Source organism: Imperialibacter sp. (genome assembly GCF_048007035.1).
In the GTDB taxonomy this organism is placed as follows: domain Bacteria; phylum Bacteroidota; class Bacteroidia; order Cytophagales; family Cyclobacteriaceae; genus Imperialibacter.
This window is the reverse complement of record NZ_CP180355.1, coordinates 2,018,505-2,041,525: the sequence shown is the minus strand read 5'-3', so window position 1 is coordinate 2,041,525 and position 23,021 is coordinate 2,018,505. Positions and strand designations below refer to the sequence as shown.

Sequence of the window (23,021 nt, the reverse complement as noted above, 5' to 3'; positions counted from 1 at the left end):
TCACCTTTTCCGACTGATCTCAATCATCCGATATCCACCATCAAAAAGGTAGTTTTAATGTGTGATCAGGTCATCAACAATAGATCGCCTGGAGCAAAGCAATAGGAACTAAACATTTACAACCATGACTACCAATTATCAAAAGATTTACGAACAACTGGGCAACCTGTTTTTTGCCGTTGCCATGGCCGACAATCACCTCAAGCACAAAGAGGTGGAAAAGCTGAAAGAACTTGTGAATAAAGAGTGGGTGCCTTTGGAGCATTCAACAGATGAGTTCGGCACTGATGCCGCTTATTATATTTACATATCATTTGATTACCTGACCGACAGTTTCACGACAGCGGAGGAGGCTTTCAATACATTTAAGGAGTATTATGAAATACACAAGGCAGTATTTAGCGAAAAATTGAAGGCCAAGATACTAACCACGGCGACTGATATTGCGGTCTCTTTCAGAGGAATAAGCAAGGCTGAGCATGAGTATTTGGATAGGCTGGAGCACCTGTTTGAAGTGAAGGCGTCTCAGCTGAAGTGAATAGTGGGATTTTGGGTGGTAAGCGAAGAGGAATGAGAAAAAGGGTCACATACCACAGTGCAGTGTTTATCGCCATTTTAATGGCGGCTGTTATGGTAGTGCTCAACAGTTGCAAACCAACAGCGGGCCATGTGCTAGGTGGCCCGGACGATTCCCTGGAAATTGGCGTGGCTGCCACGACAGTTGATACCACCTTGCTCAAAGAATACGGCTTAAGTTCGACGTCGTCGGTTTTGGAATTCTACAAAGACAACGGTGCTTCTCTGGCCTGGTTCAGCGACGGCAATTTGCTGCCAGTTGCCGATTCGATGCTACAGATGGTGAGGGAGGCCCAAGCCTATGGCCTGCCACCCGAAGCCTATAAGTTGGCAGAGTTGGAGGTTTTGCGCAACGAATTGCTGGCTTTTCAGTTTACAACACCCGACAGGCTGGATATTCTCCTTACTGACGCATTTATTTCTATGGCCAGGCACCTTGCTCACGGTATTTCGAGGCCAGTAGCCAGTAGCCTCGAAAAGGATGTCATCGATGCCAGTCTTTTGAGTGAGGCGTTGGCGAAAGGCGAGATAAGGACGTCGCTTGAATCGCAAGAGCCTTGTGGCGAGCAATACCTTGCGCTAAAGAAAGAACTGAAAAATCTTTTAAGGAGGCAGCTGAGTCCAAAAGTCGACCCTGCCAGCGCTCAGAGCCAAATTTCGAAGTTAAATGTCAACCTGGAAAGGTGGCGCTGGGAAGCCGGGCCGCTGCCAGAAAGGTATGTGTTCATAAACATTCCGGCCTATCAGCTGTCAGTGATAGAAGGAGGCGAGGCTGTACTCCAGTCGAAGGTGATAGTGGGTGCTAAAAGTACTCCCACGCCGGTGTTGGAAAGCAGCATCTGGTGCTTCACTATTTACCCCTACTGGACAGTGCCGAGGAGCATCACGGTGAGGGAAATCTTACCAAAAATGAAAGCTGATACTGGCTACCTCAGTCGGCATCTCTACGAAGTGCTTGATCACAAAAGCAACGTAGTCGATACGAAGGCAATCGATTGGTCTTTGTACGATGAAAATAACTTTCCCTACTATCTCCGGCAGAAGGAAGGGCGGGAAAATGCATTGGGGATTGTGAAATTTCGGTTCGATAACCCATACGGTGTGTACCTGCACGATACAAATGCCCCAAAGCTTTTTTCAAGAAAGGAAAGAGCGCTGAGTCACGGTTGTATTCGCATGGAAAAGGCGGAAGAGTTTGCCTATTATCTGGTGAAGAACGACACGGTATACAATAACCCTTTATTGCTGGAGCAATATTTCAGGCTTAAAAAACGTACGGAGATCAGTGTTATTCAGCCCATCCCTATTTATGTGAGGTACTTTACCGCATGGGAGGAAAACGGAAAAATAGTTTACTATCCCGATGTGTATAATAAAGATCGCCAGCTAGTTTTTCAGGTGATGTTGTGAAGCACGGCAAGCTACATGCCGCTTTTGTCTTTCGGAGGAAACTTCTTCAATACAATGCCAATTCCCCTTCGAAGGTTCTTCTCGCTCATTTCTGGATTTAGTTCCAGATAGCGGCTAGCGCTGGAGCGCCAAATCATTTGGCCTGTTTCCCTATCTGCAATGTCCATGATGAGCGTGCCTTCGAGAAAGTAGTACACGTCCGACTGATCTACCGGGTCGAGTTGCAGAAACCTGTCTTCCTCAAACCTGTACACATTGGTTTGCCTGTTTTCCACGGTCACATGAAAATCGAGAAGGAGGTCAGGGTTTTCGGCGTCGTAGATGAAGCCCTTTTCTTCCATTTCTTTGATAATGGCACTTTTAAGGTTGCTAACAACAGTGCTGTCGTTCATGTACCCGGGGCCGGTAAAGGTGAACTCACAACCTTGCAGCCAGCAAAAAGTCTTATACCTGCTAAAATCCGCCTGCCTGTCAAACGACGTGCTTACCCTGGTGGCGCAGCCGTTCAATGCAAGACTTAAAACGAGTATCCAAAAGTATGCTTTTTTCATTGCCTGTGATTTAGAGTCAAACTTAACAACAGGCTGTTGGAGACCGAATGACAATTGTCAACTCAATACATGCCTTTTGTTTGCAATAAGGAGTTGGTTAAAATGCAGAAAGCCCGGCTGTCCACCGGGCTTTCCATATAAAAAAACACAAATCTCAAATCAGTAATGCAAAACTCCTAAGTCGCCCAGGTTTTTCCCACTTCTGAAAATGGAATGCATCCTTCGTACCTGCCGGGGATCGCTTCATAGCGGAGCACTTGTGTGGCACCGATCTCTGAGGTAAAGAATCCAAGCAGGGTGAGCTCTTTCATAGACAAAAACCATGGTCTTTCACCCCCACCTGCACTGCTTAGTGCGGCGGAGTTTTCAGCTTTGATCACTTCCAATTGCTTGGCAGCATCCAATTGACTGAAAGGGTCACCTTCCTTGTCTTCGACCTTCTTGCTGAAAGCTGCCAGGCCATCCATGAATTTCTTCACGTCGGCAGGCTTGTATACCTCATGCACCATTTTTTCAATGAAGGCTGGAACTCCTGCATCTTTGGCGCCGGGTGTGCCAGTGGCTGGGATGATGGTTTCGGCAATGGCCTCCAGCTCTACGGCCTGCTCTTTGGTCACATACTTCGGCGTCCAGTAAAGGCTGGGCTCTGCTGTGCATCCATTCAAAATACCCATTATCGCAGGAGCTGAAACAGATGCTCCCATGAAAAGGGCCGTCTTTTTTATTAGTTCTCTTCTGTTCATGGTTGTTCTGTTTACAGGTTTTGCTTTTTCATTTCCTTCACAGCATAATCGGCGGCTCTGGCCGTCAGTGCCATGTAAGTAAGCGACGGATTTACGCAGGAAGCTGAAGTCATGGCCGAGCCGTCAGTAACGAACACATTTTTACAGGCATGCACCTGGTTCCATTTGTTCAGCACTGAGGTTTTCGGATCACGGCCCATTCTGGCAGTTCCCATTTCGTGGATCCCCAATCCAGGCCCACCTGCGTCGTCGTAAGGCGTGACGTTTTTCATACCTGCTGCTTCAAGCATGGCCACGGCCTGCTCTTTCATGTCCACCCGCATTTTCAACTCGTTTTCTTTGATTTCGCAATCAAAAGTAACGGTTGGCATGCCCCACTTATCTTTCAGGTCGTTGTTCATCACCATCTTGTTCTCGTGGTACGGAAGCATTTCACCAAAACCGGTAAGACCCATTCCCCACTTGCCGGGGGTCATCACCATTTCTTTAAGCTGTGGCCCAACTTCCATCTCGGCAACGCCTCTGCCCCAGCCATCACGGCTGCCACCACCCTGGTAACCGTAGCCTCTGATGTAGTCTTGCTTATCGCTTCCGATGTTTCTGAAACGTGGAATATAGATGCCGTTTGGTCTGCGACCGACATAGTACTCATCTTCGAAGCCGTCAAAATCAGCCCTGGCACCTACACGGAAATGGTGATCCATTAGATTATGCCCAAGCTCACCACTGTCGTTGCCAAGTCCGTTAGGGAATCGATCCGAAATGGAGTTGAGCATGATAGACGTGGTGTTGATGGTGGAGGCATTGAGGAAAATGATATTAGCAAAGTACTCAACTGTCTCAAGCGTCTCCGCATCGATCACTCTCACACCAGTAGCCTTGCCTTTTGCTTCATCGTAAATCACGGAGTGAACGATGGAGTTGGGGCGCAGTTCCATGTTGCCAGTTGCTTCTGCCGCTGGCAGAGTAGAAGCATTACTGCTGAAGTAGCCACCAAAAGGACACCCTCTGATACACAGGTTACGGTACATGCACTTGTGGCGGCCGTTGTGATCCTGCGTAATATTGGCCGAGCGGCCCATGGTCATGATCCTGTCTTTGAAATTGGATTCGATGCCCTGCTTTACGTGTTTTTCGATACAGTTCATCTCCATAGGAGGAAGGTATTTTCCATCGGGAAGCCCAATCCAACCATCGGCTATGCCGTTTACCCCAATGTACTGCTCGGCGTAGTCGTACCACGGTGCTATGTCGGCGTATCTGATGGGCCAGTCGACTGCGATACCATCTTTGGCGTTGGCCTCAAAGTCGAATTCTCCCAGGCGGTAGCTTTGGCGGCCCCACATGATAGAACGCCCTCCAACATGGTAGCCTCTGATCCAGTCAAATCTTTTTACTTCTGAGTAAGGCTGGTCTGTATCCTTGATCCACCAGTGTTTGGTAGAGTTTTTTACTGTATAGCCCGTTCGGTTCTGTTTCTCGTAATCTTTTTGCTCTTCGGCGGTAATCCTATCGCCATTTTCAAGCTCCCAGGGATTCAGGTTCATCGTTGGGTAGTCAGCAACGTGGCGCACCATTCTGCCTCTTTCCAGCACCAATGTCTTGAGTCCCTTCTCTGTGAGCTCTTTGGCAGCCCAACCACCACTGATTCCGGTTCCCACCACAATCGCATCGTAGGAGTTTTGCTGCTTTGCTTTCAGGTTCAAATTCATGAGATAAGGATGTGTAGTTAAATATTATGTATCCGTTGTATTCAATTCAAAATATAGAAAATCTTTTCGGCTTACCCTTTTAAAACATGTTAAAATGCAACCAAGGTCTGAATTATGGCACCGATATGGTGCTTCCGAAAAATAGCGCATTCAAAAACAGCTTATTAGTGCCATACCAGTAGCCTCTGAAGTTGCAGTTGTCGGTAAACAAAATAGTTCTGCCCCGGCCGCTTCCATCCAGCAGAATCGAAGGAGAATCTTTCACCTTTTCTACATTAGACGGTGTGACGAAACCCGCCAGCCAGGGCTGGGCAGTGTACTGTGCTGCCGTGCGGAAAGGGCTTTCGCTAGGCTTCATAAAGATGGTGCTGTTCCGGTATACTGGTAACTTCTTCGAGCTGTACCCAAAAGCGATGGGGTTAGTTAAGTCCAGGTCAGCTTCGAAAATCACTCCACCAATACTTTGAGCACCATAGTAGTTGCGGGCATCTTCATAGTCCATTCTCCCCGGCGTCTTTTCGTCTTTGCTTTCTGCCAGTTTTTCTTTCACCAGGCCTTTGGAGATCGCCCATTCAGTAGCGCCTTTTTGCGTTATAAGTGTTCCTCCGCCACGAATCCAGGCTTTCAGATCTTCAATGAAACTGTCTGACACATCATTGTATCGTCCGTTCACCAGGATCACGGTGTTGTAGTCCGAGAGCCTCACCTGTCCTAGGTCGCCCTTGTCCACTTTTGTGATGGGCATACCGATTTTGCTGTCGAGCAAATGCCACACTTCGCCAGCTTCATAAAGGAATATTCCCTCACCGATAACCATCAGCGCTTTGGGAAGCGTAACGGTTTCGAAGCTTCTTGAACCAAGTCCGACACCTTTGTCGGTGTACCCTGTGGCCGTTGCATCAAACGTCAAGCCTGAGAGCTCACTTGCCTCCTTTACGAGTGAAAAGAGTTTTTCGGCATCTACATTCTGATCAGCCACTGACACGAGTATCGAGCCATAGGAGTAGTTTTTTTCGGCTCCCTTCACTATGGCTGAAAAAGGCTGGTAGGCTACTTTGGCAAAAACGCCGTTTTTCAGCAAATGATAAAGTGCCTTTGGTGCCGCATATTCTCTCCAGTCGAGAATGTAGGCATAGGTTGCCTTTTCCACTGTTGGCTTCGCAGCTGAAACTGCTGTGAGTTCTGCACCTAGAGCAGGTGCTTTGGCTTTTATTTCGGCATGTGGTAGTCCGTACGCCAGTATCATCGTCCAGGTGGAGGCATCGTAAAACACCGAGTCCTCGTATTGTTTTACCTTCTCAAAAACAGAGCGCACAATACGGTACTGCTTCTGGTTGGTAGGTACGAGGTAAGATTTTCCGCTTTCGAAACGCTGCCCCGACAAGGTTTGAGTTGTCGGATTCTCATACACCTTTACGTGGTGCTGAAGCAAAAGATCAACGAAGGCATTGGTTCTGCCGCTGTCAAAGTTATCGCCAAACACATAGGCTTTAATAGGGTCGGCAGCGCCCTGCTTCACGCTTTCTTCGAAGAACTCCTTCATGTGGCGTTGGAAGGTTTCTTTTTCCTTTACCACACCTTTCACTGTCGCCAGACTGGTGGCTACATGGTTGCGAATGGTGAAGGCAAAAGTGATGTCTTTTGTAGTTGTATGCTGCAAGTGGCCACGGCTACTGGCTTGTTCGAAAGTAACACCGAGCCCTCCATGAATATCGGCATAGGTGGCGCCGTAACCAGGATAAGAGTTGTCGTATTGCTCTCTGAGGAAGTAAAGAGAACCCAGCCCGTCAAGCGACTCATGGAAGTATTTGGCCATTGCGGGATTCAGCACGTCGTAGTTCTTGCGGCCCACTACAGGGTTTTCTGAACCATAGGGCTTGGTAGGTTCGAAGAAATAGGTGCTGTTGGTGCCCATTTCGTGAAAGTCGGTCACCATGTTGGGGTACCACTTCTGGTGCCACTTGATTCTGTTTTGGCTTTCGATGTGAGCGAGCGGCAGCCAGTCACGGTTGAGGTCATACCAGTAGTGGTTGGTTCGTCCGCCAGGCCACACCTCGTTGTGCTCCCTGTCTACACCATCGGCCACCGGAGGGAAGCCCTTGTGCATATTGGCCCAGTTGGCGTGGCGGTCACGGCCGTCCGGGTTCAGTGAGGGCTCGATGAAGATGACCCCGTTTTGGCGATATTGTTCGGCTTCCGGCTCATTGGAAGCTACCAGATAATAGGCAGTAAGTAGTGCAGCTTCTGCTGAGCTTGGTTCATTGCCGTGCACGTTGTAGCCCAGGTGAATGATAGCGGGAATTTTGCTGATGTCGGGCATGGGTTGAGCCGGGTCAGTAAGCTTGAGGTGCTCGGTGCGGATGGCTTCGAGGCGGCCAAGATTAGCCGGACTGGAGATGGTAAGCACTACCTGCGCCCTGTGCTCATAGGTGTAGCCAATATTCTGAACAATAGCTCTGTCGGACACGGCAGCCAACTTTTCCATGTAGGCTACGATGTTGTCGTGGCGGGTATGCCAATCGCCGATGGGGTAGCCTAGAAACTCCTCCGGGCTCGGTATGCTTGAATCGAAATTTCCGTGTTCTGGAAAGAAATACTCGTTTTGGGCCTGAGCTAACCCCGTGAATACAAAAGCAAATAGTAGTAGAAATATACGCTTCATAACCGTCTTTGTCATGGTGAATACCAAAGTTACCATGACTGGCAACGGCCTCAACGTATTTGGGATGAGTGGTTATTTTATGGCACCTATTCTTTCAAGCTCGGCGATGCCTTCGGCAGTTGAGATGCCACGAAGAAAGATTTTTTTGATTTCGTCAAATGCCGACCGGGTAGACATAACCGACGCATAGGGCAATTGGAGGATAAGGTTTCGGACATTGTTTTCCCAGAAGCGTGAAAGGAATAGGGGGCTTAAATCGGCGATAATGTGACCATCTTTTTTCCCGCCTTCGATCATTTGGACGAAAATTTGATCTATGAACTCCTGCTTGTAGGTCTCCCAAATGCTGTATACCTCCCGGTGGTGCTTCTCAATCTGCAGGATTACCCCGCCGGGGATTCGCTCCAAAACCATTTTGAAATGATTGATGAAGAGGAGCAGTTTGTGAAGGGAAGAATTCTCGCCTTCTAATATTGTTGTTAACATCAGCCTCTGTTTCTCCAGCATAGTGGAAAATAGTTCGCTAAGCAGGTGCTCTTTGGCCGGAAAATGCTTGTAGATCGTTTTCTTGGACATGCCCAGATCTCTGGCCCATTCGTCGACAGTGTCCAGCCGGGTAGGCTCTGTCAGGAATTTGTCCAGCAGGTAGCTGATGATTCTTTCTTTGGTGTCGTTTGCTTCCATGGATTCAAGAAATAAGGGCGGAGCGGAGCCATGAACTCTTTAACTCCGCCCATCCACCAACCAAACTTATGCGTGCATTAATTCTTCGATATGTTTCTCTTCCACGCCTTCGCTTTCGTCAAGTTCTTTGGCATAGTCGTGTCCTTTTTTGTCAAGCCCAAACCTGGCAAGGACGCTGTCAACAATTTGATAGGCCACGGGTATCACCACCAGCGTCAGGAACATAGAGCTGATTAAGCCACCAATGATGGCCCACGCAAGGCCGTTTTTCCACGCAGCACCAGGGCCGGTAGCAATGGCAATCGGAAGCATTCCAATCACCATAGCAATGGTGGTCATAAGAATGGGCCTGAGACGTTCCTGAGTAGCTTCGACCAGGGCATCCTTCGTTTTCATACCTTTCTCCTTCAGGTGGTTCGTAAAGTCCACCACCAGAATGGCGTTTTTCGCCACGAGACCTATCAGCATAATGATACCCAGAATGGTGAAAATACTGAGTGTGTTCTGCGTCATGGCAAGGGCCAGCAACGAACCAACCATGGCCAGTGGAATGGAGAACAACACCACGAAAGGATAGACATAGTTATCGTACAGGGCTACAAGAATTAAATACACCAGGAGGATGGAGGATGCAAAGGCGATCAAAAGGCTTGAGAAAGCCTCTGACTGGTTCTGCGCATCCCCACCGAACTCATAGCTTACCTCAGTCGGAGGATCGAGTTTCGCCAATCTCTCCCTGATCTCAGCAGTTACAGTACCTGAGGGACGACCTATCACCTGCGACTGTACAGACACAGAGGTAATTCTGTCCTTTCTCTCCAGCCTTGAAGGGCCGGTGCTTTCCTTGACCGCAGCGAACTGGTCCAGCCGGATAAGCTGCCCTTTGTTGTTCACAAGGCTGAGCGCTTTGATATCGTCTATGCTCTTCCTGTCGAAGTCGTCGAACTTGATATTGATATCGTAGTCGTACTCTCCCTGACGGAACTTCGCATTGTTGTTGCCGTTAAATGCTGTTTGCATCGTGGCACCGACCATCTCGAGCGATAAGCCCAGGGAAGCCATCTTGTCACGGTCAACAGCCACAAATATTTCCGGGTTACCTGCTTCCACCGATAGTTTCATTTCGGTGGTGCCGGATACTTTCTTCACCTCTTCCAACACTTTGTTGGCATACACCATCACACTGTCAAGAGTAGGCCCTTTCACAATGATATCGATGGGTGCCTGGTTGGCCGTACCCATGATGGAAATCGGCGTGGTCTTGATTTTGGCTTCTGGCACTTTGGCCTCCAGCTCATTTTTAAGTAAGCTAGCCAGGATATTACTCGAGTGCTCTCTTTGATCTTCAGGCACAACCTTTACCGTAATTTCGGCAGCGTAGGCCGTTCCCTGTGCGGAACCCCCCACGCCACCAGTAGACTGCTGACCAACAGTGGTGAACAGCGATGTGATTTCGGGCTTTTCTGCCAAAATATCTTCAATTTTTCTGGTGGCAAGGTTTGTCTGTTCGAGGGTGGCATCCTTAGGCATTTCCACCTGAACGATGAACTCTCCACGGTCGCCTTGTGTGACAAACTCAGCGCCAATGAAACCCATTGGAACCAGCGCTACGGCTGCCACGAAGAGAACGAAAGTGACAGCGATGGTTACAAACTTATGACCAAGGGCCCACACAAGAATTCCCTTGAGCCAGGATGCAAACCCATCAATTCCTTTTTCGAAGCCAAGGATAAATCTTCCAAAGAGGTTTTTATTAGAAAGGTGCTCGAGTTTCGAAAACCTGGAGGAAAGAAGAGGGATGACCGTAAATGAAACCAGCAAGCTGAGCAGTGTGGAGATCACAACTACTATCGAAAACTGCTTCATCAGGTTAGAGATAAGTCCTGAAGTGAGGGCGATAGGGAAGAACACCACCACAATCACCATGGTGATCGACACTACTGTAAACCCGATTTCTTTTACACCGTCAAAGGCGGCCCTTGCCCGGCTCTTCCCCATTTCCATGTGGCGATAGATGTTCTCAATCACCACAATGGCGTCATCCACCAGGATACCCACCACAAGTGAAAGTGCCAGAAGTGTCATCAGGTTTAGTGAGTAGTCCAGCAAGTTGATAGCAATGAATGTCGAAATGAGCGACAACGGCACCGCAATCATTACGATAATGGCGTTTCGCAGAGAGTGAAGAAACAGTAGCATCACGATGGCTACGAGAATGATTGCGATAAATAAGTCGTGTATTACCGAATCAGCGGCTTCCAGGGTGTATCCCGAAGAGTCGGAGGCAATGCTGAATCTCAAATTGTCGCCGGCATATATTTTTTGAAGCTTTGTGATTTCTGCATTCACCAGACGGCTTACCTCCACGGCGTTGGCATCCGATTGCTTAAGGATGGAAATACCCAGGGAGTTGACCCTGTCAACCCGGGTGATCATGGTAGCCTCCTTCTTGGTGTCCTGTACTTCGGCAATGTCTTTCAACCTCACAGGAGCGCCGTCCACCACAGTCACCACCAGGTTGCGCATCTGATCCAATGACTCATATTTACCTGCCAAACGAACAAGCACCTGATCTTCGCTGGTTTTTATTTTGCCTGTGGGGAAATCAAGGTTGGCATTCTGGATGAGTTGTGATACCTGAAGGATGGACAGGTTGTAGGCATTCAATCGTTCACGATTGATGTTCACCCTGATTTCACGCTCTTCACCGCCTATGATATTGATTTGAGCTACACCGGGGATACGTGCAAGGGCAGGCTGTATCCTGTTTTCCACCACGTCGTAAAACTTGGTCGCCTCCATGTCGGCTGTGGCTCCCATGCGCATAATAGGCAGGTCATCGAAGCTGAACTTGTTGAGTGCAGGCGCTCTTACGTCCTCGGGCAGGTTGCCCATAATGGTGTTGATTTTTCGCTGAGCCTCTTGCAGAGCCAGGTCAACATCTGCGTCAGCTTTTAGCTGAATCACAATGATGGATACACCCTCAATGGAGGTGGTACGTAGCTGATCGATGTTTTCCAGAGAAGACAAGGTGTTCTCCAGCTCTTTCGAGACCGAGTTTTCTACTTCATAAGGAGAAGCGCCGGGATAGACTGTGCTTACAGTTAGTATAGGAGGGCTGAATTTTGGGATCAGCTCATAGTTGAGTGAGAAGTAGCTGATAGCACCCAGAAAGATCAGGATGGTAAACAGCACCACTACTAGTGAGGGCCTCTTGATAGATATTTTGGTAATTTCCATGATTGCTGGTGCTTAGTTTTGTAGTACTTCAATGACATCACCATTGCTCAGGTTGATTTGGCCGCTGGTGATAACCGATTCGCCTTCTTTCAGACCTGCCACAATAGCCACTCTTTCGCCCACTGAGCCACCAGTAGTGACAGACCTAAGCACCGCCTTGTTGCCCTCATTCACATATACCTGAGCGTGGTCAAGACTGCCAATGATGGCATTTCTGGTTACAGTAAGCTGAGGAGTTGCATCTCCTGTGCCGAACAGCGCCTGTGCATACATGCCAGCTTTCAGTTGGTCTGATGAGTTGTTGACTTCTATTTCCACAGGGTAGTTCAGGCTTGCGTCTGCTTTCACGCCGATGAAAGTTACTTTGCCGTCAAAGGTTTTGTTGGGCAGGATGTCTGAAAAAACAGTTACAGCCATGCCTTTTTGTATTTTGAAAACCTGAGCTTCTGTCACTTTCACCGTCAGCTTCAGCTTGCTGACATCCACAAGGTCAAACATTTTTGCTCCGGCATTCAGGTAGGAGCCTACTTCGATGTATCGGGCATTCACTGTACCTGCAAATGGAGCTTTGATGCTCGAGTCTTGCAGCTTCCTTTTAGCGTTTTTGAGCCTTATGTCAGCGTTGGTATAGCCAAGCTTGGCATCTTCCAGTTGCTGAGATGTGATGGCACCGCCCTCAGCTAGTTTTTCGTACTTTTCAAGGTCGGCTTTCATCTTTTTGAACGCTGCCTCTGATGCGACTACCTCGTTTTGAAGCAGCTCATGATCAAGCGTTGCCATGGTTTGAGACCGTGAAATTTTGTCCCCCTTCTCGGCATTGATTGAGATGACCCTGCCCGAAATTTCAGAAACAAAGGTGAGCTCTCTGGTTGGTTCGAAATTTCCAAACGCTGTAAAGCCATCCTTAAGTGATTCCATTTTGGCTTTTTCCACTCGCACAGCCACATAGCCGTTCGATTGCTGAGCCAGGCTGGCGAGGGCAGCAGCCTCTTCTTTGTTACCTTTCAGCACCCACACAATACCGCCAATGATGGCAAGCACTACTACTGTATTTATGATGATCTTTTTCATTTTCTTCGACGATGTATTACTGATTGACTAATGATTTGATATTTCCTTCGGATTTAAGGAGTTGGAGTTCTGATAATCTGTATTGCAAAAGCGCTGAAGCAAAGCCTAGCTGAGCATCTGTCAGGGCTGTTTCGGCGTCCAGTAAATCTGACAATGAAGTAATTCCTTCGCTGTAAGTTTGCTGGCCTTCATTGTAAACTTCCTGTGCCAGAGCAACATTCTCCTGCTGAGCAAGGAGGCTTTCCCGACTTGTCCTAATCGTATTGATTGCATTGGCTCTTTGCAGGTTTAGCATTTTCTCAGTTGACTTTTTGTCTTCCTGCACTTTGAGCAAATGAATTTTTGACTGCTGTATCTGGGCGTCTTTCCTGAACCCATCGAAAATGGGGATGCTCAGTTGAAGCCCGATTGATGCATTGTCGTACCAGTTCAGTGTGCTGTTTTCTTTTGACTTAAAATAGTCGAAGTTGTTACCCACACCGTTGTAGGCATACTGGGCTGTTAGTGCGAGGGTAGGAAAGTAGCCGGATTTGAAGCTTTTTTCCTCCAGACTATACAGGTGCTGCTGTGCATCGAGCAGGCGGTAGGAGGTCAGGTTAGTTACTTCCGAATCATCAGCTAACTGAACCTGACCGGGCATCTCAGCTGGGTTTAATCCTTCCAAACTAACATCCTGCTCCAGCGGAATGCCAGTGTAATACTTTAGCAAATTCTTTTGTTGCGACAAGCCATCGCTGATTCCCTCAGCCTGCGTTTTCAGATTGGTCTGACTTACTTTCAGACGGCTCAAATCAGTTTTCTTTACAAAACCTGCATCCACTTGAAGCGCCACCAGCCGAACATTTTCTTCCAGTTTTTGCAAAGTGCTTTCCATCTGCTCCAACTGATGCTGGGTGATCAGCACCTGATAGTAAAGCGAGGCCACTTGCTCAATCACTTGCTCCTCAGTAAGTGACTTGCTCAGCTCATAAAATTCCTCGCTGGCCTTGGCGGCTTGAAGTCCGGTGAACACCGACTGATTGAAGATTTGCTGAGAAGCGGAGGCGGAAGCAGCAAAATTATACTGCGTACCAATTCGCACCTGTGATACAGTACCCGGGTTGCCGGTAAACTCGCCAGGCAAGATTAGCACTGGTAGCAGTAGGTTATCAGTAAGATTGGCACTGCCGTTTAGTTGTGGTAGGGCCTGAGCCTTCACCTCTCGCACCTTCTGCTGGCCTTCCAGGATACTGAGGTCTGCTTTCCGTATCTCTACATGATGCTCAAACGCCAGCCCAAGCATGTCCTGCAGGCTGTAATTTCCATCCGACGCAGCTTCTTGCGCCAGCGCTGGTTGGGCAATCAAACTTGCTGCTACCAACCCCACACACATTATTATTCCTTTCATTTGATTCGTTTGGTTCGTTTTTAAAAGAACTGACTGTATAAAATTTTTATGAATTCATCTTTTCCCACTTGTCAATAATCTTGGGCATCTCCGCAGCCAGGTACTTGTGGAAGGCCTCCAGCTTCATCAAGTCTTGAGTAAATTCGGACTGCTTGTCATCCCTGATAGACACGCAGTCATTGATCAATGATGAAAAAGAAGAAAAGAACTCTGCTCTCTCTTTTGTCTGACCGATCCACGGCTTAAGGTCAAGAAAGAAATATCTTTTTCTATCTCCGGAGATTGTCAAATACTTAACTAAACCCTTTTCTACGAGCTTGTTGAGGGCGTTGCTTACTGAGCTTTTACTGGCATTGACGAACTGATGAATCTCATAGAAAGTCCTGCCTTTCTCATTCGAAGTCATCAGATACCCAATGAGCCTTCCCGCCACTGGAGGGTATCCGTTCTGCTCAAAGAACACGCCGACTTTCTCAACATAATCAACTCTGGCCTTTTCGTTCATGGGTGCTAAAACTTTAGTTTATTTGGTTCGGTTTCAAACGAACTAATATGCAAAGAAACGAAGTAGGCTTCGGAAAGTTTCCAGTTCTTTTGAAAAAAGTTACGCAAACGATTTAAATAGATCGGGTCGATGTTTCAGTTGAAAAATTTTGCTTGAGTTAGGATGCAGTACCTGAGTCGCTTGCTACCTATTGGCGTTTGAGCAACTTCAGAAAGCGAAAAAAACTTCACATATTTGAATGTATGTACGCTATCATCGACATTGAGACAACGGGGGGCAATGCGCAGTTTTCCAAAATCACGGAAATTGCCATTTATGTCCATGACGGCACGCAGGTTATCGATGAATTTACTACGCTGATTAACCCCGAACGTAATATCCCCCCCTTCATCACCAAACTCACCGGCATTACCAATGAAATGGTGGAAGGTGCGCCCAGGTTTTTTGAGGTGGCCAAGAAGATTGTGGAGGTGACCGAGGGTAAAATATTTGTCGCACACAATGTCAATTTCGATTACGGATTTGTGAGGCACGAGTTCAAGCGCCTGGGGTACGAGTTCAAGCGGGACACGCTTTGCACCGTTAAGCTCAGCAGGAAGATATTGCCGGGAAAGTCAAGCTATAGCCTGGGAAACCTCTGCAAAAGCCTGGGTATTGAAATAGAAAACCGGCACAGGGCTGGGGGCGACGCCTTCGCCACAGTAAAGCTGATAGAGATTCTACTCCAGGCAGACAAGGGAGCAGTTTTCAACAAATTTTTGGAAGCCGGTGTGGGCATTGGCAAGATCAACGAGTTTCTTACCTGGGAGGAAATTTCCTGTTTGCCGGAAAACCCAGGCGTCTACTATTTCCATAACCAGGCCGGTGAGGTGATTTACATAGGCAAAAGCAAGAATATCAGAAGCCGGGTTACTCAACACCTGAAGAAACCGGCTGGTTTGAAAGGCAGAGAGCTGAAAAACAAGGCAGCGTCTGTCACTTTTGAAGAGACGGGCAATGAGCTGGTGGCACTTTTGCTTGAAAGTGAGGAAATCAAAAAAGTGCAGCCGATGTACAACAGGATGCAGTTGCGGAACTCCTATCGCTACGGCCTTTTTGCCGATCTTCAAATCGATGGCTACATCCATTTCAAAGTCGGAAAGGTTGATGGCAAAGCAGAACCCTTTGTAGTTTGCTCCTCTGAGGACGAATCGTTGAAGGTGCTAAGGCGATTAGTCAAACGCTTTCAGTTGTGCGCCCACATTGCCGGCCTGGAAAGGCAGATGACGCCGGAGAGGGGCTGCTTTGATTATAGCTTGCAGTCATGTCAGGGGGCTTGTGTTGGCAAAGAGGAAAGCGATATTTATAACGAACGGGCGACTTTGGCCATGCGCTCCTGGCAATTCAAACACCCCAACTGTTTTATATTTGACAAAGGCCGTCATACGGAAGAGAAGACGATTATTTGTATAGAAAATGGCAACTATCGGGGCTTTGGCTACGCCGATGCAGACCTGCTGGGCAATAGCCCTGACCTGATCAGGGACTGCATTCAACCAAAAAAACCAAATAGGGAGGTGAACCGCCTGATTTACCACTACCTCGAAACCAAAAGGGTGGAGGCGGTGGTTGAATATTAGTATTAATCAACTAAATTGGTTTAACAATGTGTGATTATGAGCTACAAGGGAATAATAGTTCGGGATCCTAAAATTTTGCTCGGGAAACCTACTATCAAGGGGACCCGAATCAGTGTTGAACTTATCATGAAAAAACTGGCAGGCGGATCCACTTTTGATGATATTTTGAACTCCTATCCTCATCTTTCAAAAGAGCAAATTGAGGCGGCGTGCGATTATGCTGCTGAAGTGATTTCAAACGAGATAATTATCGACTGACCTTTCCAGATGCTTTTGGCAGATGAGAATTTAAGCCTTTCCATTATTCTTGAATTAAGACAGGCAAACTTTAGCGTGTTTTCGATATTTGATGAGTCCAGGGGTGTTTCCGACGAAGAAGTAATTCGGTTGGCGACTCAGAAAAGCGCCTCAATAGTAACTGAGGACAAGGATTTTGGTGAACTTGTTTTTGCCCACCAAATAATAGACTGTAGTGTTATACTACTCAGGTATAATAGTGAAGAAGAGAAAGAGCAGGTTACAAAACGGCTTTTACACTTTCTTTTTGGAAACTATCCTTTCCGGCAAACGATTTTTGCGACCATCTCTTCAAAGAAAACCAGAATAACAATTATCTGATCAATTCGGCTGACGGGTTAATGCATATCCCATAAATTGCCCAAACACATAATTTTTTAGCCCTCCCTCTTATCTATTTCGTTTGCAGAGCCAAAAATTCCTAAATTGATGCTTACTGAGTATTTGTGCGGGAACATTTTCTGCCAACAACTGCAAAACAGTTATGAAGCACCCTCAATTTATATGCTTTTGCCTGGCCATTTTGCTGAGCGCTTTTGCTACAAAAGCCTCAGCGCAGGAGGTATTTGACTACGATACCGAGATTCGGCCTATGCTGGTGCAGAAGTGTATAGAATGCCACAATACTAACATGCCCAAGGCCAATGTCAACCTTGATAACTACAAGGAAAAAGCCAGGGTAGTCAAAGATGGTGCCTTTTGGCTCAAGGTACTTGAGCAAATCGAGAGCCGGGCCATGCCACCGAAGTCGAAATCACCTCTTTCGGAGGAAGATTACCGCTTGCTTGTGGATGGCATTAACGGCATTCTCCAAAACTCGCTCAAAGAACATGTGCCAGGCCAAATCGTTATCCGCCGACTCAGCCATACCGAATATCAATACACCGTCAAAGACTTGACGGGTTACGATTTCGATGCCAGAAGCTATTTCCCCTCCGATGGTTCCGGTGGTGGTGGCTTCGACAATCAGGGAGGCTCGCTTTTCATCACACCCCTGAAACTGGAAAGGTATTACGACGCAGCAGACCTTGTCCTTCAGGGAGTAGCGGAAAACGAACAATTATGGAGAAATATAGCACCAGAGGAGTATGACCCCTCATGGTTTACCAAGTTAACCGTGTGGGTGAAATCGCTTTTCGATGACTCTTATAATAGCGGTAGACATGCACAGTTGGCAGCGGAAAAAACCATCTTCCCATTTGCTACCAAGGCGTACCGAAGGTTTTTGAAGGATGACGAGAAAGCAAGGCTGAGCACTTTGTTCTCTCAGGTGTACCATGGAATGGACACACTGGATAATCCGCAAAGGTTTGACCAAAGCATTGCCCAGGTGTACAAGATGGTGTTAGTGTCTCCACATTTTCTTTACCGAACAGAAGAAGAGCCGCCCAACAGCAATGCTTATTACTTGAGCGATTTTGAGATGGCATCACGGCTTTCTTATTTCTTGTGGTCAAGTATGCCGGACGATGAGCTATTCAGCCTGGCCTACATGGGCAAGCTGCAGGACACACTTGTATTGGAAGGGCAAGTGAAACGCATGCTGGCCGATCCAAAAGCCAAAAGGTTTGCTGAAAGCTTCTCAACACAATGGCTGGGGATCAACAAGCTACTTGATACACAACCTATCGTAGATCCGGAGAAATTTCCTGACTTTGATATGCCCTTGCGTGAAGCCCTGTACCGAGAAACTGTGGAATATTTCTATTATGTGCTCACCGATAGCAAGAACATGATGGAGTTGGTCAACAGCAATTATACCTTCCTGAACCAGAAACTTGCGGATTTCTATGGTGTGGAGGGCGACTTCACTGATGAGTACAAAAAAGTGCTTTTGGCTAATGCCAACAGAGGTGGGGTAATGGGCATGGGCAGTGTGCTGACCGTTTCCTCACTCCCTTTGCGCACAAGCCCCGTGCTGAGAGGGAAATATGTGATGGAACAGATCATGGGTATTTCCCCACCACCACCGCCACCAGAAGTGGCTGAGCTGGTGGAGGATGAAGGAGCACATAGCGAACTGGGCCTTAGAAAACTACTGGAGAGGCACCGTTCAAGCCCCGGATGTTTTAGCTGCCACCAGAAAATGGATCCGCTGGGCCTTGGCCTTGAGAACTTTGATGCTACGGGCCGGTGGAGAGACAGCTACGGCAAGGCCGCTATTGATGCCTCAGGTACTTTGGCTGATGGCAGAGAGTTCAATGGCCCTGCTGAGTTAAAGGTGCTGCTGATGGACGAAAAAGAAAAAATAGCGAGAAACCTGGCGACAAAAGTGCTTTCGTATGCTTTAGGTCGTGGTACTATTTTTACAGACGAGCCAGCACTTCGCAAGCTGGAAACAGCTCTATTGGAAAATAATTTTAACCCTGACCCATTTATTGTTGAATTGGTGAAAAGCTATCCGTTCAGAATGAAAATCAATGATTTCAGGGACAAGATAAATGAAGTATTATGAGCAAGAAGTGGCAAATATCCAGAAGACGTATGCTAAAAGGGGTGGGTGCCTGCATGGCCTTACCTTTTCTCGACGCCATGGCGCTACCTGGCATGAGCTCCCCGGTTCCGTCTAAGTCCCCGTTGAGAACAGCCTTTATTGTGATGCCAAACGGCGTGCACCCTCACCACTGGACGCCGGCTGCTGTTGGCCGGGGTTATGAGTTTACCCAACAGCTGCTGCCACTCAAGCACCTGCAAGATGATTTTCTCGTGCTGGGAGAGCTGATGAATATGAATTCGCTTAGAACAGCCGACGGTCACTACACCAAAACTGCCAATCTTCTTACTTCTACCAGAATCCGGCAGACTACTGGTGACAATATCAACAGCGGAGGCGTTTCTATCGATCAGGTCATCGCCAATCACGTGGGCGGAGACACCTTGTTTCCCTCGTTAGAATATGGCCTCGATCGCATTGCTACCGGCGTGGACATTAACGTGGGGCTCACAAGGTTGTACGCCTCAAGTATCTCCTGGAAAACAGCAACCCAACCGCTAACCAAGGAGATCGACCCAAAGATGGCATTCGACAGATTATTTGGGAGGTATGTTCCCGGGGCAAAAATCAAGAACGATCCGTGGAAGCAAAGTGTGCTCGACGCCGTGCTGGATGATGCCAAAAGCCTCAAGAGAAACCTTGGCAGGTCAGACCAGGATAAACTGACGGAATACCTGGACTCCGTTTACAGCCTGGAAAAAAGAATTTCCGACGGAGCCAATCAGGAAAAGTTTGCGGCCAACCTGACCGGCGACGTTAAAAAGGAACTGATTCGCCTGAACCAGAACATTGAAGAATATGCGGAGGTGCGCAGCGGAGTGGACGTGACAGAAAAGACCCGCATGATGCTGGACATCATGGCGCTGGCCTTCTGGAGCGACGCTTCCCGGGTGAGCACCTTTTTGTTTGGCAACTCGGTGAGCAACCGTAATTTCTCCTTCCTCCCTGGCGTAAACGACGGCCACCATTCCATTTCTCACCACATGGACGACGAGAAGAAACTGGCACAATATGTCAAGATCACCCAGTGGCATATGGAGCAGTACGCCTACTTCATTGAAAAGCTGAAATCGATGAAGGAAGGTGAGAGCAACGTTTTTGATAACTCCATGATCATGTTCAGTTCCGACCTGCGGGACGGCAACCGACACTCACCCCGCAACCTGCCCGTGCTTTTGGCTGGTAGGGCTGGGGGAAGAATTAAACCAGGGCAAAACCTGATCTACGAAAAAGAAACCCCTTTGGCCAATCTTTATGTGACCATGCTGGAGGCACTGAACATTGAAAAGACCAGCTTTGCCGACAGCACCGGCAAATTGGCAAACATACTGGCATAGTTAGCAAGACCCTATAATTTGTTTGGCATTTGAGAGTAGAAGCATTAGTTAAGCATCCGGCGCTGGTTGTTTGTTCGTTTGTTATCGGAGTTCTTGTTTTGGGATTGCCATTTATTGGCAAAATTGAGGCGCCAGTTATCTTTTTGATGCTGGGGAGGTTCCATCCTCTGGTGCTGCATTTTCCAATTGTCCTTGTTATTCTGGCTTTGATGCTGGAGCTGGCTATCAAGTTCAAATTTGTTCCCAACGCCACTGGCCTTCAGCTATCGTTGCTTGCGGCCTCTGCTTTCACGGCATTGGTTGCCATTCTGGCTGGCTATTTCCTTTTTGTTGGCGGAGAGTATTCGGGAGAGCTCATGGAGCAGCATTTTTGGGGAGCCACGGTAAGCGGGGCAGGCGTATTTTTTGTAACGGGGCTGTATTTGCTGTCTCATCGATTCACACCAGTTTACCCTTTCTATGTTGGACTTCTGGTGCTTACTAATCTATCAATAGGCTTCACAGGGCATATCGGAGGCTCCATCACCCATGGCAAGGACTATCTCACCGAGTACGTTCCCCTTATTTTTCAGGATGAACCAGCAGGTAATAAGACAGTAGAAGAGATGCTGGTATACGACGACATGATCAGCCCAATCTTCCAGGCCAAATGCATGAGCTGCCATAATCAGTCCCGATCAAAAGGGGGACTCATTATGAGCTCCCTGCAAAGTATTACGAAAGGAGGCGACAGTGGGCTTGCACTCATTACGCCTGAAGATTTGGAGCGAAGCGAGCTATTCAACAGAGTGACCCTTCCAGCTGACCACGATGACGTAATGCCCCCCGAAGGGCAGTCACCCATGAGCCAGCAGGAAATTGAATTGCTTAAATTCTGGATTACTTCAGGGGCCTCTCCGGAACAAAAAGTGACAACGCTACAGGCACGGCCCGAGATCGCCGACGTAACCAATGAACTACTTCCACAGCTGGCCAGGTACCGGCGTAAGCAGGCTATAGCCGAATTGAAATTGAAAGATGTAACTAATGAGTTGGAAACTATGGGCAAAAAACTGAACCTGGCCATAGAACCAGACAGCCTGGAACCACTTTTTAGCCTGAGGGTGAAATTTCCACCTGCGCCTTTCAATAATGATCAGTTCCGTGAGCTGGCGCCTTACAACGACGCTTTTAGCCGACTTTCAATCGTCTCCAGCAGTATAAATGACGATGGGCTATACCACATCAGCCAAATGACTAATGTGAAAAAGCTCTACCTTCAGAAAACAAATATTGATGGGTCAGGATTTATCTACCTCATGCAAATGCCGAGCCTTGAAACGCTCAACCTCTCTTTCACCAAAGTTGACGACAAGGTTGCATTGGACCTATTGAAGTTCCCAAGCCTGAAAGAAGTGTATTTACTTGGCACAAGGTGCACGCCACAGGTGGTCGAAGCACTTAGAAAGAACAAGCCGGGATTGAAGATTCTTTTTGAAGAGGGGCCGTACTTTTAGCAAGAGGGGTGAACACCAATGCGAATGTTCACCCGGAAATAATTGTCTCGATCACTTAGGAAACACACTCTTATCAATATTAGGAATGATTTTGAGAGCGTTCTTATAGTACACTTTCTTTAGCACCTCGTCAGGCAGATCTAGCCCATACATTCTCCAGAAAGCATGGTACCTTTTGTAGTAAGGAAAGTACTCATCGGCGGTTTCCAGCACTCTGAAGTAAGTGTAGTATTCTTCAGGGTTGTAGGCATCTTTGCCAAATAAAATTCTGTCCTGATACTTGGTAAAAAACGCTTTGGCTGCTCTTGGCTGCCTGCCTAGCTCAGCAATGATGGCACCGATTTCGGTGTACATATTAGGCATTTCATCGAGCAGCTTGCCAAGGGTCGCCAGGTCGTTGGCGTACCAACCGAAGTGCGCATTAATGAAGGTAGTTTTCTTGTGTTTCTTAAACACGTTGTGCTGCTCCTGAATAATCTGCTCCCAGGGAACCGGATCAGTAGCCGAGCGCTTACGGTTTGGGTGTGTTTTTAGCTCAAGCCACCGCTCGTTATTTTCATCATAATCGTCCCAGAACGACTTTGGATCGGCAGAGTGGATCAGCACGGGTATTCCCAGCTCACCACACTTCGCCCAAATTGGGTCGATTCTCGGGTCGTCCACAGCCACTCTTTTTCCCGAACCATCAGTCACGCTGAAACCCAGGCTTTTGTAAATTTTCAACCCATTGGCACCCGCTTTCACATCTTCTTCAAGAGAGGCCGCAGCTTTTTTACCCCATTCCGGGTCGTCGATGCCCGTGAAATCAAGGTTGGTGAAGATAATGAACCTGCTGGGCGAGTTTTTCTTTACATTGTCCAGCACTTCCAGCAGGTAGCCACGGCTTCCCCGGCCCCTTCCACTCAAATTGACCATCACCCCCATGTTCAGGTCATCCATTTCCTTTACCAGCGGAGCGAGATCCTGCTGATTCATCCTGAATTGGTGATTGTGGACGTCAACAAATGGATACTTCGATTTTGTCACAGGGTGTTCCGGCACTACAAGTGTTGATGGGGGATCGTATTTCTCCCAGTCCATGACCATTTCTGAGTCCACTTTTTGAGCGGAAGCTTGCGAAAAAATAAGGAGCCCGCAGGAAAGGGTAAGTAAGAGTTTCTTCATGAGATAGATTTTATAGCATAACTAATTACGAAAGATTGAAAGGCCGAAGCATAATAGCTTATAGGAACGGTAT

18 protein-coding genes are annotated in these 23,021 nt (G+C 47.8%); 8 read left to right on the top strand and 10 right to left on the bottom strand.

What is annotated here, in order from left to right:
• The first annotated feature begins 124 nt into the window (after window positions 1-124).
• Window positions 125-538: a hypothetical protein gene (locus tag ACMVP2_RS08980; RefSeq protein ID WP_416867462.1), complete on the top strand. Its 414-nt coding sequence runs from the start codon at window positions 125-127 to the stop codon at window positions 536-538.
• Window positions 539-570: 32 nt separating this feature from the next.
• Window positions 571-1,986 (top strand): L,D-transpeptidase family protein, encoded by a 1,416-nt coding sequence (locus tag ACMVP2_RS08975; RefSeq protein WP_416867461.1) that lies wholly within the window; start codon window positions 571-573, stop codon window positions 1,984-1,986.
• Between the two features lie 11 nt (window positions 1,987-1,997).
• Here ACMVP2_RS08975 and ACMVP2_RS08970 read toward each other — a convergent pair whose 3' ends face one another.
• The 9 genes from ACMVP2_RS08970 to ACMVP2_RS08930 form a co-directional block, all read right to left on the bottom strand.
• The gene (locus ACMVP2_RS08970; RefSeq protein ID WP_416867460.1) at window positions 1,998-2,537 is read right to left on the bottom strand and encodes a DUF4136 domain-containing protein; all 540 of its coding nucleotides are present in this window, start codon (window positions 2,535-2,537) and stop codon (window positions 1,998-2,000) included.
• A gap of 176 nt (window positions 2,538-2,713) precedes the next feature.
• Window positions 2,714-3,280 (bottom strand): gluconate 2-dehydrogenase subunit 3 family protein, encoded by a 567-nt coding sequence (locus ACMVP2_RS08965; protein WP_416867459.1) that lies wholly within the window; start codon window positions 3,278-3,280, stop codon window positions 2,714-2,716.
• Window positions 3,281-3,291: 11 nt separating this feature from the next.
• Complete coding sequence (locus ACMVP2_RS08960; RefSeq protein ID WP_416867458.1) at window positions 3,292-4,992, bottom strand: GMC oxidoreductase; 1,701 nt, start codon at window positions 4,990-4,992, stop codon at window positions 3,292-3,294.
• A gap of 112 nt (window positions 4,993-5,104) precedes the next feature.
• Complete coding sequence (locus tag ACMVP2_RS08955; protein WP_416867457.1) at window positions 5,105-7,654, bottom strand: M14 family zinc carboxypeptidase; 2,550 nt, start codon at window positions 7,652-7,654, stop codon at window positions 5,105-5,107.
• A 72-nt stretch (window positions 7,655-7,726) separates the two neighbouring features.
• On the bottom strand, window positions 7,727-8,338 hold the full coding sequence (locus ACMVP2_RS08950; protein ID WP_416867456.1) for a TetR/AcrR family transcriptional regulator: 612 nt from the start codon (window positions 8,336-8,338) through the stop codon (window positions 7,727-7,729).
• 66 nt (window positions 8,339-8,404) lie between these two features.
• Complete coding sequence (locus ACMVP2_RS08945) at window positions 8,405-11,578, bottom strand: efflux RND transporter permease subunit (protein WP_416867455.1); 3,174 nt, start codon at window positions 11,576-11,578, stop codon at window positions 8,405-8,407.
• Between the two features lie 12 nt (window positions 11,579-11,590).
• Window positions 11,591-12,649: an efflux RND transporter periplasmic adaptor subunit gene (locus ACMVP2_RS08940; RefSeq protein ID WP_416867454.1), complete on the bottom strand. Its 1,059-nt coding sequence runs from the start codon at window positions 12,647-12,649 to the stop codon at window positions 11,591-11,593.
• Window positions 12,650-12,665: 16 nt separating this feature from the next.
• On the bottom strand, window positions 12,666-14,036 hold the full coding sequence (locus ACMVP2_RS08935; protein ID WP_416867453.1) for a TolC family protein: 1,371 nt from the start codon (window positions 14,034-14,036) through the stop codon (window positions 12,666-12,668).
• Window positions 14,037-14,082: 46 nt separating this feature from the next.
• Window positions 14,083-14,541: a GbsR/MarR family transcriptional regulator gene (locus ACMVP2_RS08930; protein WP_350088937.1), complete on the bottom strand. Its 459-nt coding sequence runs from the start codon at window positions 14,539-14,541 to the stop codon at window positions 14,083-14,085.
• A gap of 242 nt (window positions 14,542-14,783) precedes the next feature.
• On the opposite strand from ACMVP2_RS08930, the gene ACMVP2_RS08925 reads away from it, so the two are divergent.
• The 6 genes from ACMVP2_RS08925 (at window position 14,784) to ACMVP2_RS08900 (ending at window position 21,784) form a co-directional block, all read left to right on the top strand.
• A complete protein-coding gene (locus ACMVP2_RS08925) occupies window positions 14,784-16,160 on the top strand; it encodes an exonuclease domain-containing protein (protein WP_416867452.1) in 1,377 nt (458 codons plus the stop codon).
• A 36-nt stretch (window positions 16,161-16,196) separates the two neighbouring features.
• Window positions 16,197-16,418 carry a DUF433 domain-containing protein gene (locus ACMVP2_RS08920; protein ID WP_339789512.1) on the top strand — a complete coding sequence of 74 codons (222 nt, stop codon included), beginning with the start codon at window positions 16,197-16,199 and terminating at the stop codon, window positions 16,416-16,418.
• 9 nt (window positions 16,419-16,427) lie between these two features.
• A complete protein-coding gene (locus tag ACMVP2_RS08915; protein WP_416867451.1) occupies window positions 16,428-16,778 on the top strand; it encodes a DUF5615 family PIN-like protein in 351 nt (116 codons plus the stop codon).
• Window positions 16,779-16,941: 163 nt separating this feature from the next.
• The gene (locus ACMVP2_RS08910) at window positions 16,942-18,912 is read left to right on the top strand and encodes a DUF1592 domain-containing protein (protein ID WP_416867450.1); all 1,971 of its coding nucleotides are present in this window, start codon (window positions 16,942-16,944) and stop codon (window positions 18,910-18,912) included.
• Entirely contained in the window at window positions 18,909-20,288 is a 1,380-nt protein-coding gene (locus ACMVP2_RS08905; RefSeq protein WP_317488575.1) for a DUF1552 domain-containing protein, read from the top strand. Before ACMVP2_RS08910 ends, ACMVP2_RS08905 begins: the two co-directional genes overlap by 4 nt.
• 29 nt (window positions 20,289-20,317) lie before the next feature.
• Complete coding sequence (locus ACMVP2_RS08900; protein ID WP_416867449.1) at window positions 20,318-21,784, top strand: c-type cytochrome domain-containing protein; 1,467 nt, start codon at window positions 20,318-20,320, stop codon at window positions 21,782-21,784.
• Between the two features lie 51 nt (window positions 21,785-21,835).
• On the opposite strand, the gene ACMVP2_RS08895 is transcribed toward ACMVP2_RS08900, so the two are convergent.
• A complete protein-coding gene (locus tag ACMVP2_RS08895) occupies window positions 21,836-22,948 on the bottom strand; it encodes an amidohydrolase family protein (protein WP_416867448.1) in 1,113 nt (370 codons plus the stop codon).
• Window positions 22,949-23,021: the final 73 nt, after the last annotated feature.

Excerpts from the sequence above, each read along its gene's own strand:
- ACMVP2_RS08980 (WP_416867462.1), top strand. The coding sequence starts at position 125 with ATGACTACCAATTATCAAAAGATTTACGAACAACTGGGCAACCTGTTT.
- ACMVP2_RS08975 (WP_416867461.1), top strand. The coding sequence starts at position 571 with ATGAGAAAAAGGGTCACATACCACAGTGCAGTGTTTATCGCCATTTTA.
- ACMVP2_RS08970 (WP_416867460.1), bottom strand. The coding sequence starts at position 2,537 with ATGAAAAAAGCATACTTTTGGATACTCGTTTTAAGTCTTGCATTGAAC.
- ACMVP2_RS08965 (WP_416867459.1), bottom strand. The coding sequence starts at position 3,280 with ATGAACAGAAGAGAACTAATAAAAAAGACGGCCCTTTTCATGGGAGCA.
- ACMVP2_RS08960 (WP_416867458.1), bottom strand. The coding sequence starts at position 4,992 with ATGAATTTGAACCTGAAAGCAAAGCAGCAAAACTCCTACGATGCGATT.
- ACMVP2_RS08955 (WP_416867457.1), bottom strand. The coding sequence starts at position 7,654 with ATGAAGCGTATATTTCTACTACTATTTGCTTTTGTATTCACGGGGTTA.
- ACMVP2_RS08950 (WP_416867456.1), bottom strand. The coding sequence starts at position 8,338 with ATGGAAGCAAACGACACCAAAGAAAGAATCATCAGCTACCTGCTGGAC.
- ACMVP2_RS08945 (WP_416867455.1), bottom strand. The coding sequence starts at position 11,578 with ATGGAAATTACCAAAATATCTATCAAGAGGCCCTCACTAGTAGTGGTG.
- ACMVP2_RS08940 (WP_416867454.1), bottom strand. The coding sequence starts at position 12,649 with ATGAAAAAGATCATCATAAATACAGTAGTAGTGCTTGCCATCATTGGC.
- ACMVP2_RS08935 (WP_416867453.1), bottom strand. The coding sequence starts at position 14,036 with ATGAAAGGAATAATAATGTGTGTGGGGTTGGTAGCAGCAAGTTTGATT.
- ACMVP2_RS08930 (WP_350088937.1), bottom strand. The coding sequence starts at position 14,541 with ATGAACGAAAAGGCCAGAGTTGATTATGTTGAGAAAGTCGGCGTGTTC.
- ACMVP2_RS08925 (WP_416867452.1), top strand. The coding sequence starts at position 14,784 with ATGTACGCTATCATCGACATTGAGACAACGGGGGGCAATGCGCAGTTT.
- ACMVP2_RS08920 (WP_339789512.1), top strand. The coding sequence starts at position 16,197 with ATGAGCTACAAGGGAATAATAGTTCGGGATCCTAAAATTTTGCTCGGG.
- ACMVP2_RS08915 (WP_416867451.1), top strand. The coding sequence starts at position 16,428 with ATGCTTTTGGCAGATGAGAATTTAAGCCTTTCCATTATTCTTGAATTA.
- ACMVP2_RS08910 (WP_416867450.1), top strand. The coding sequence starts at position 16,942 with ATGAAGCACCCTCAATTTATATGCTTTTGCCTGGCCATTTTGCTGAGC.
- ACMVP2_RS08905 (WP_317488575.1), top strand. The coding sequence starts at position 18,909 with ATGAGCAAGAAGTGGCAAATATCCAGAAGACGTATGCTAAAAGGGGTG.
- ACMVP2_RS08895 (WP_416867448.1), bottom strand. The coding sequence starts at position 22,948 with ATGAAGAAACTCTTACTTACCCTTTCCTGCGGGCTCCTTATTTTTTCG.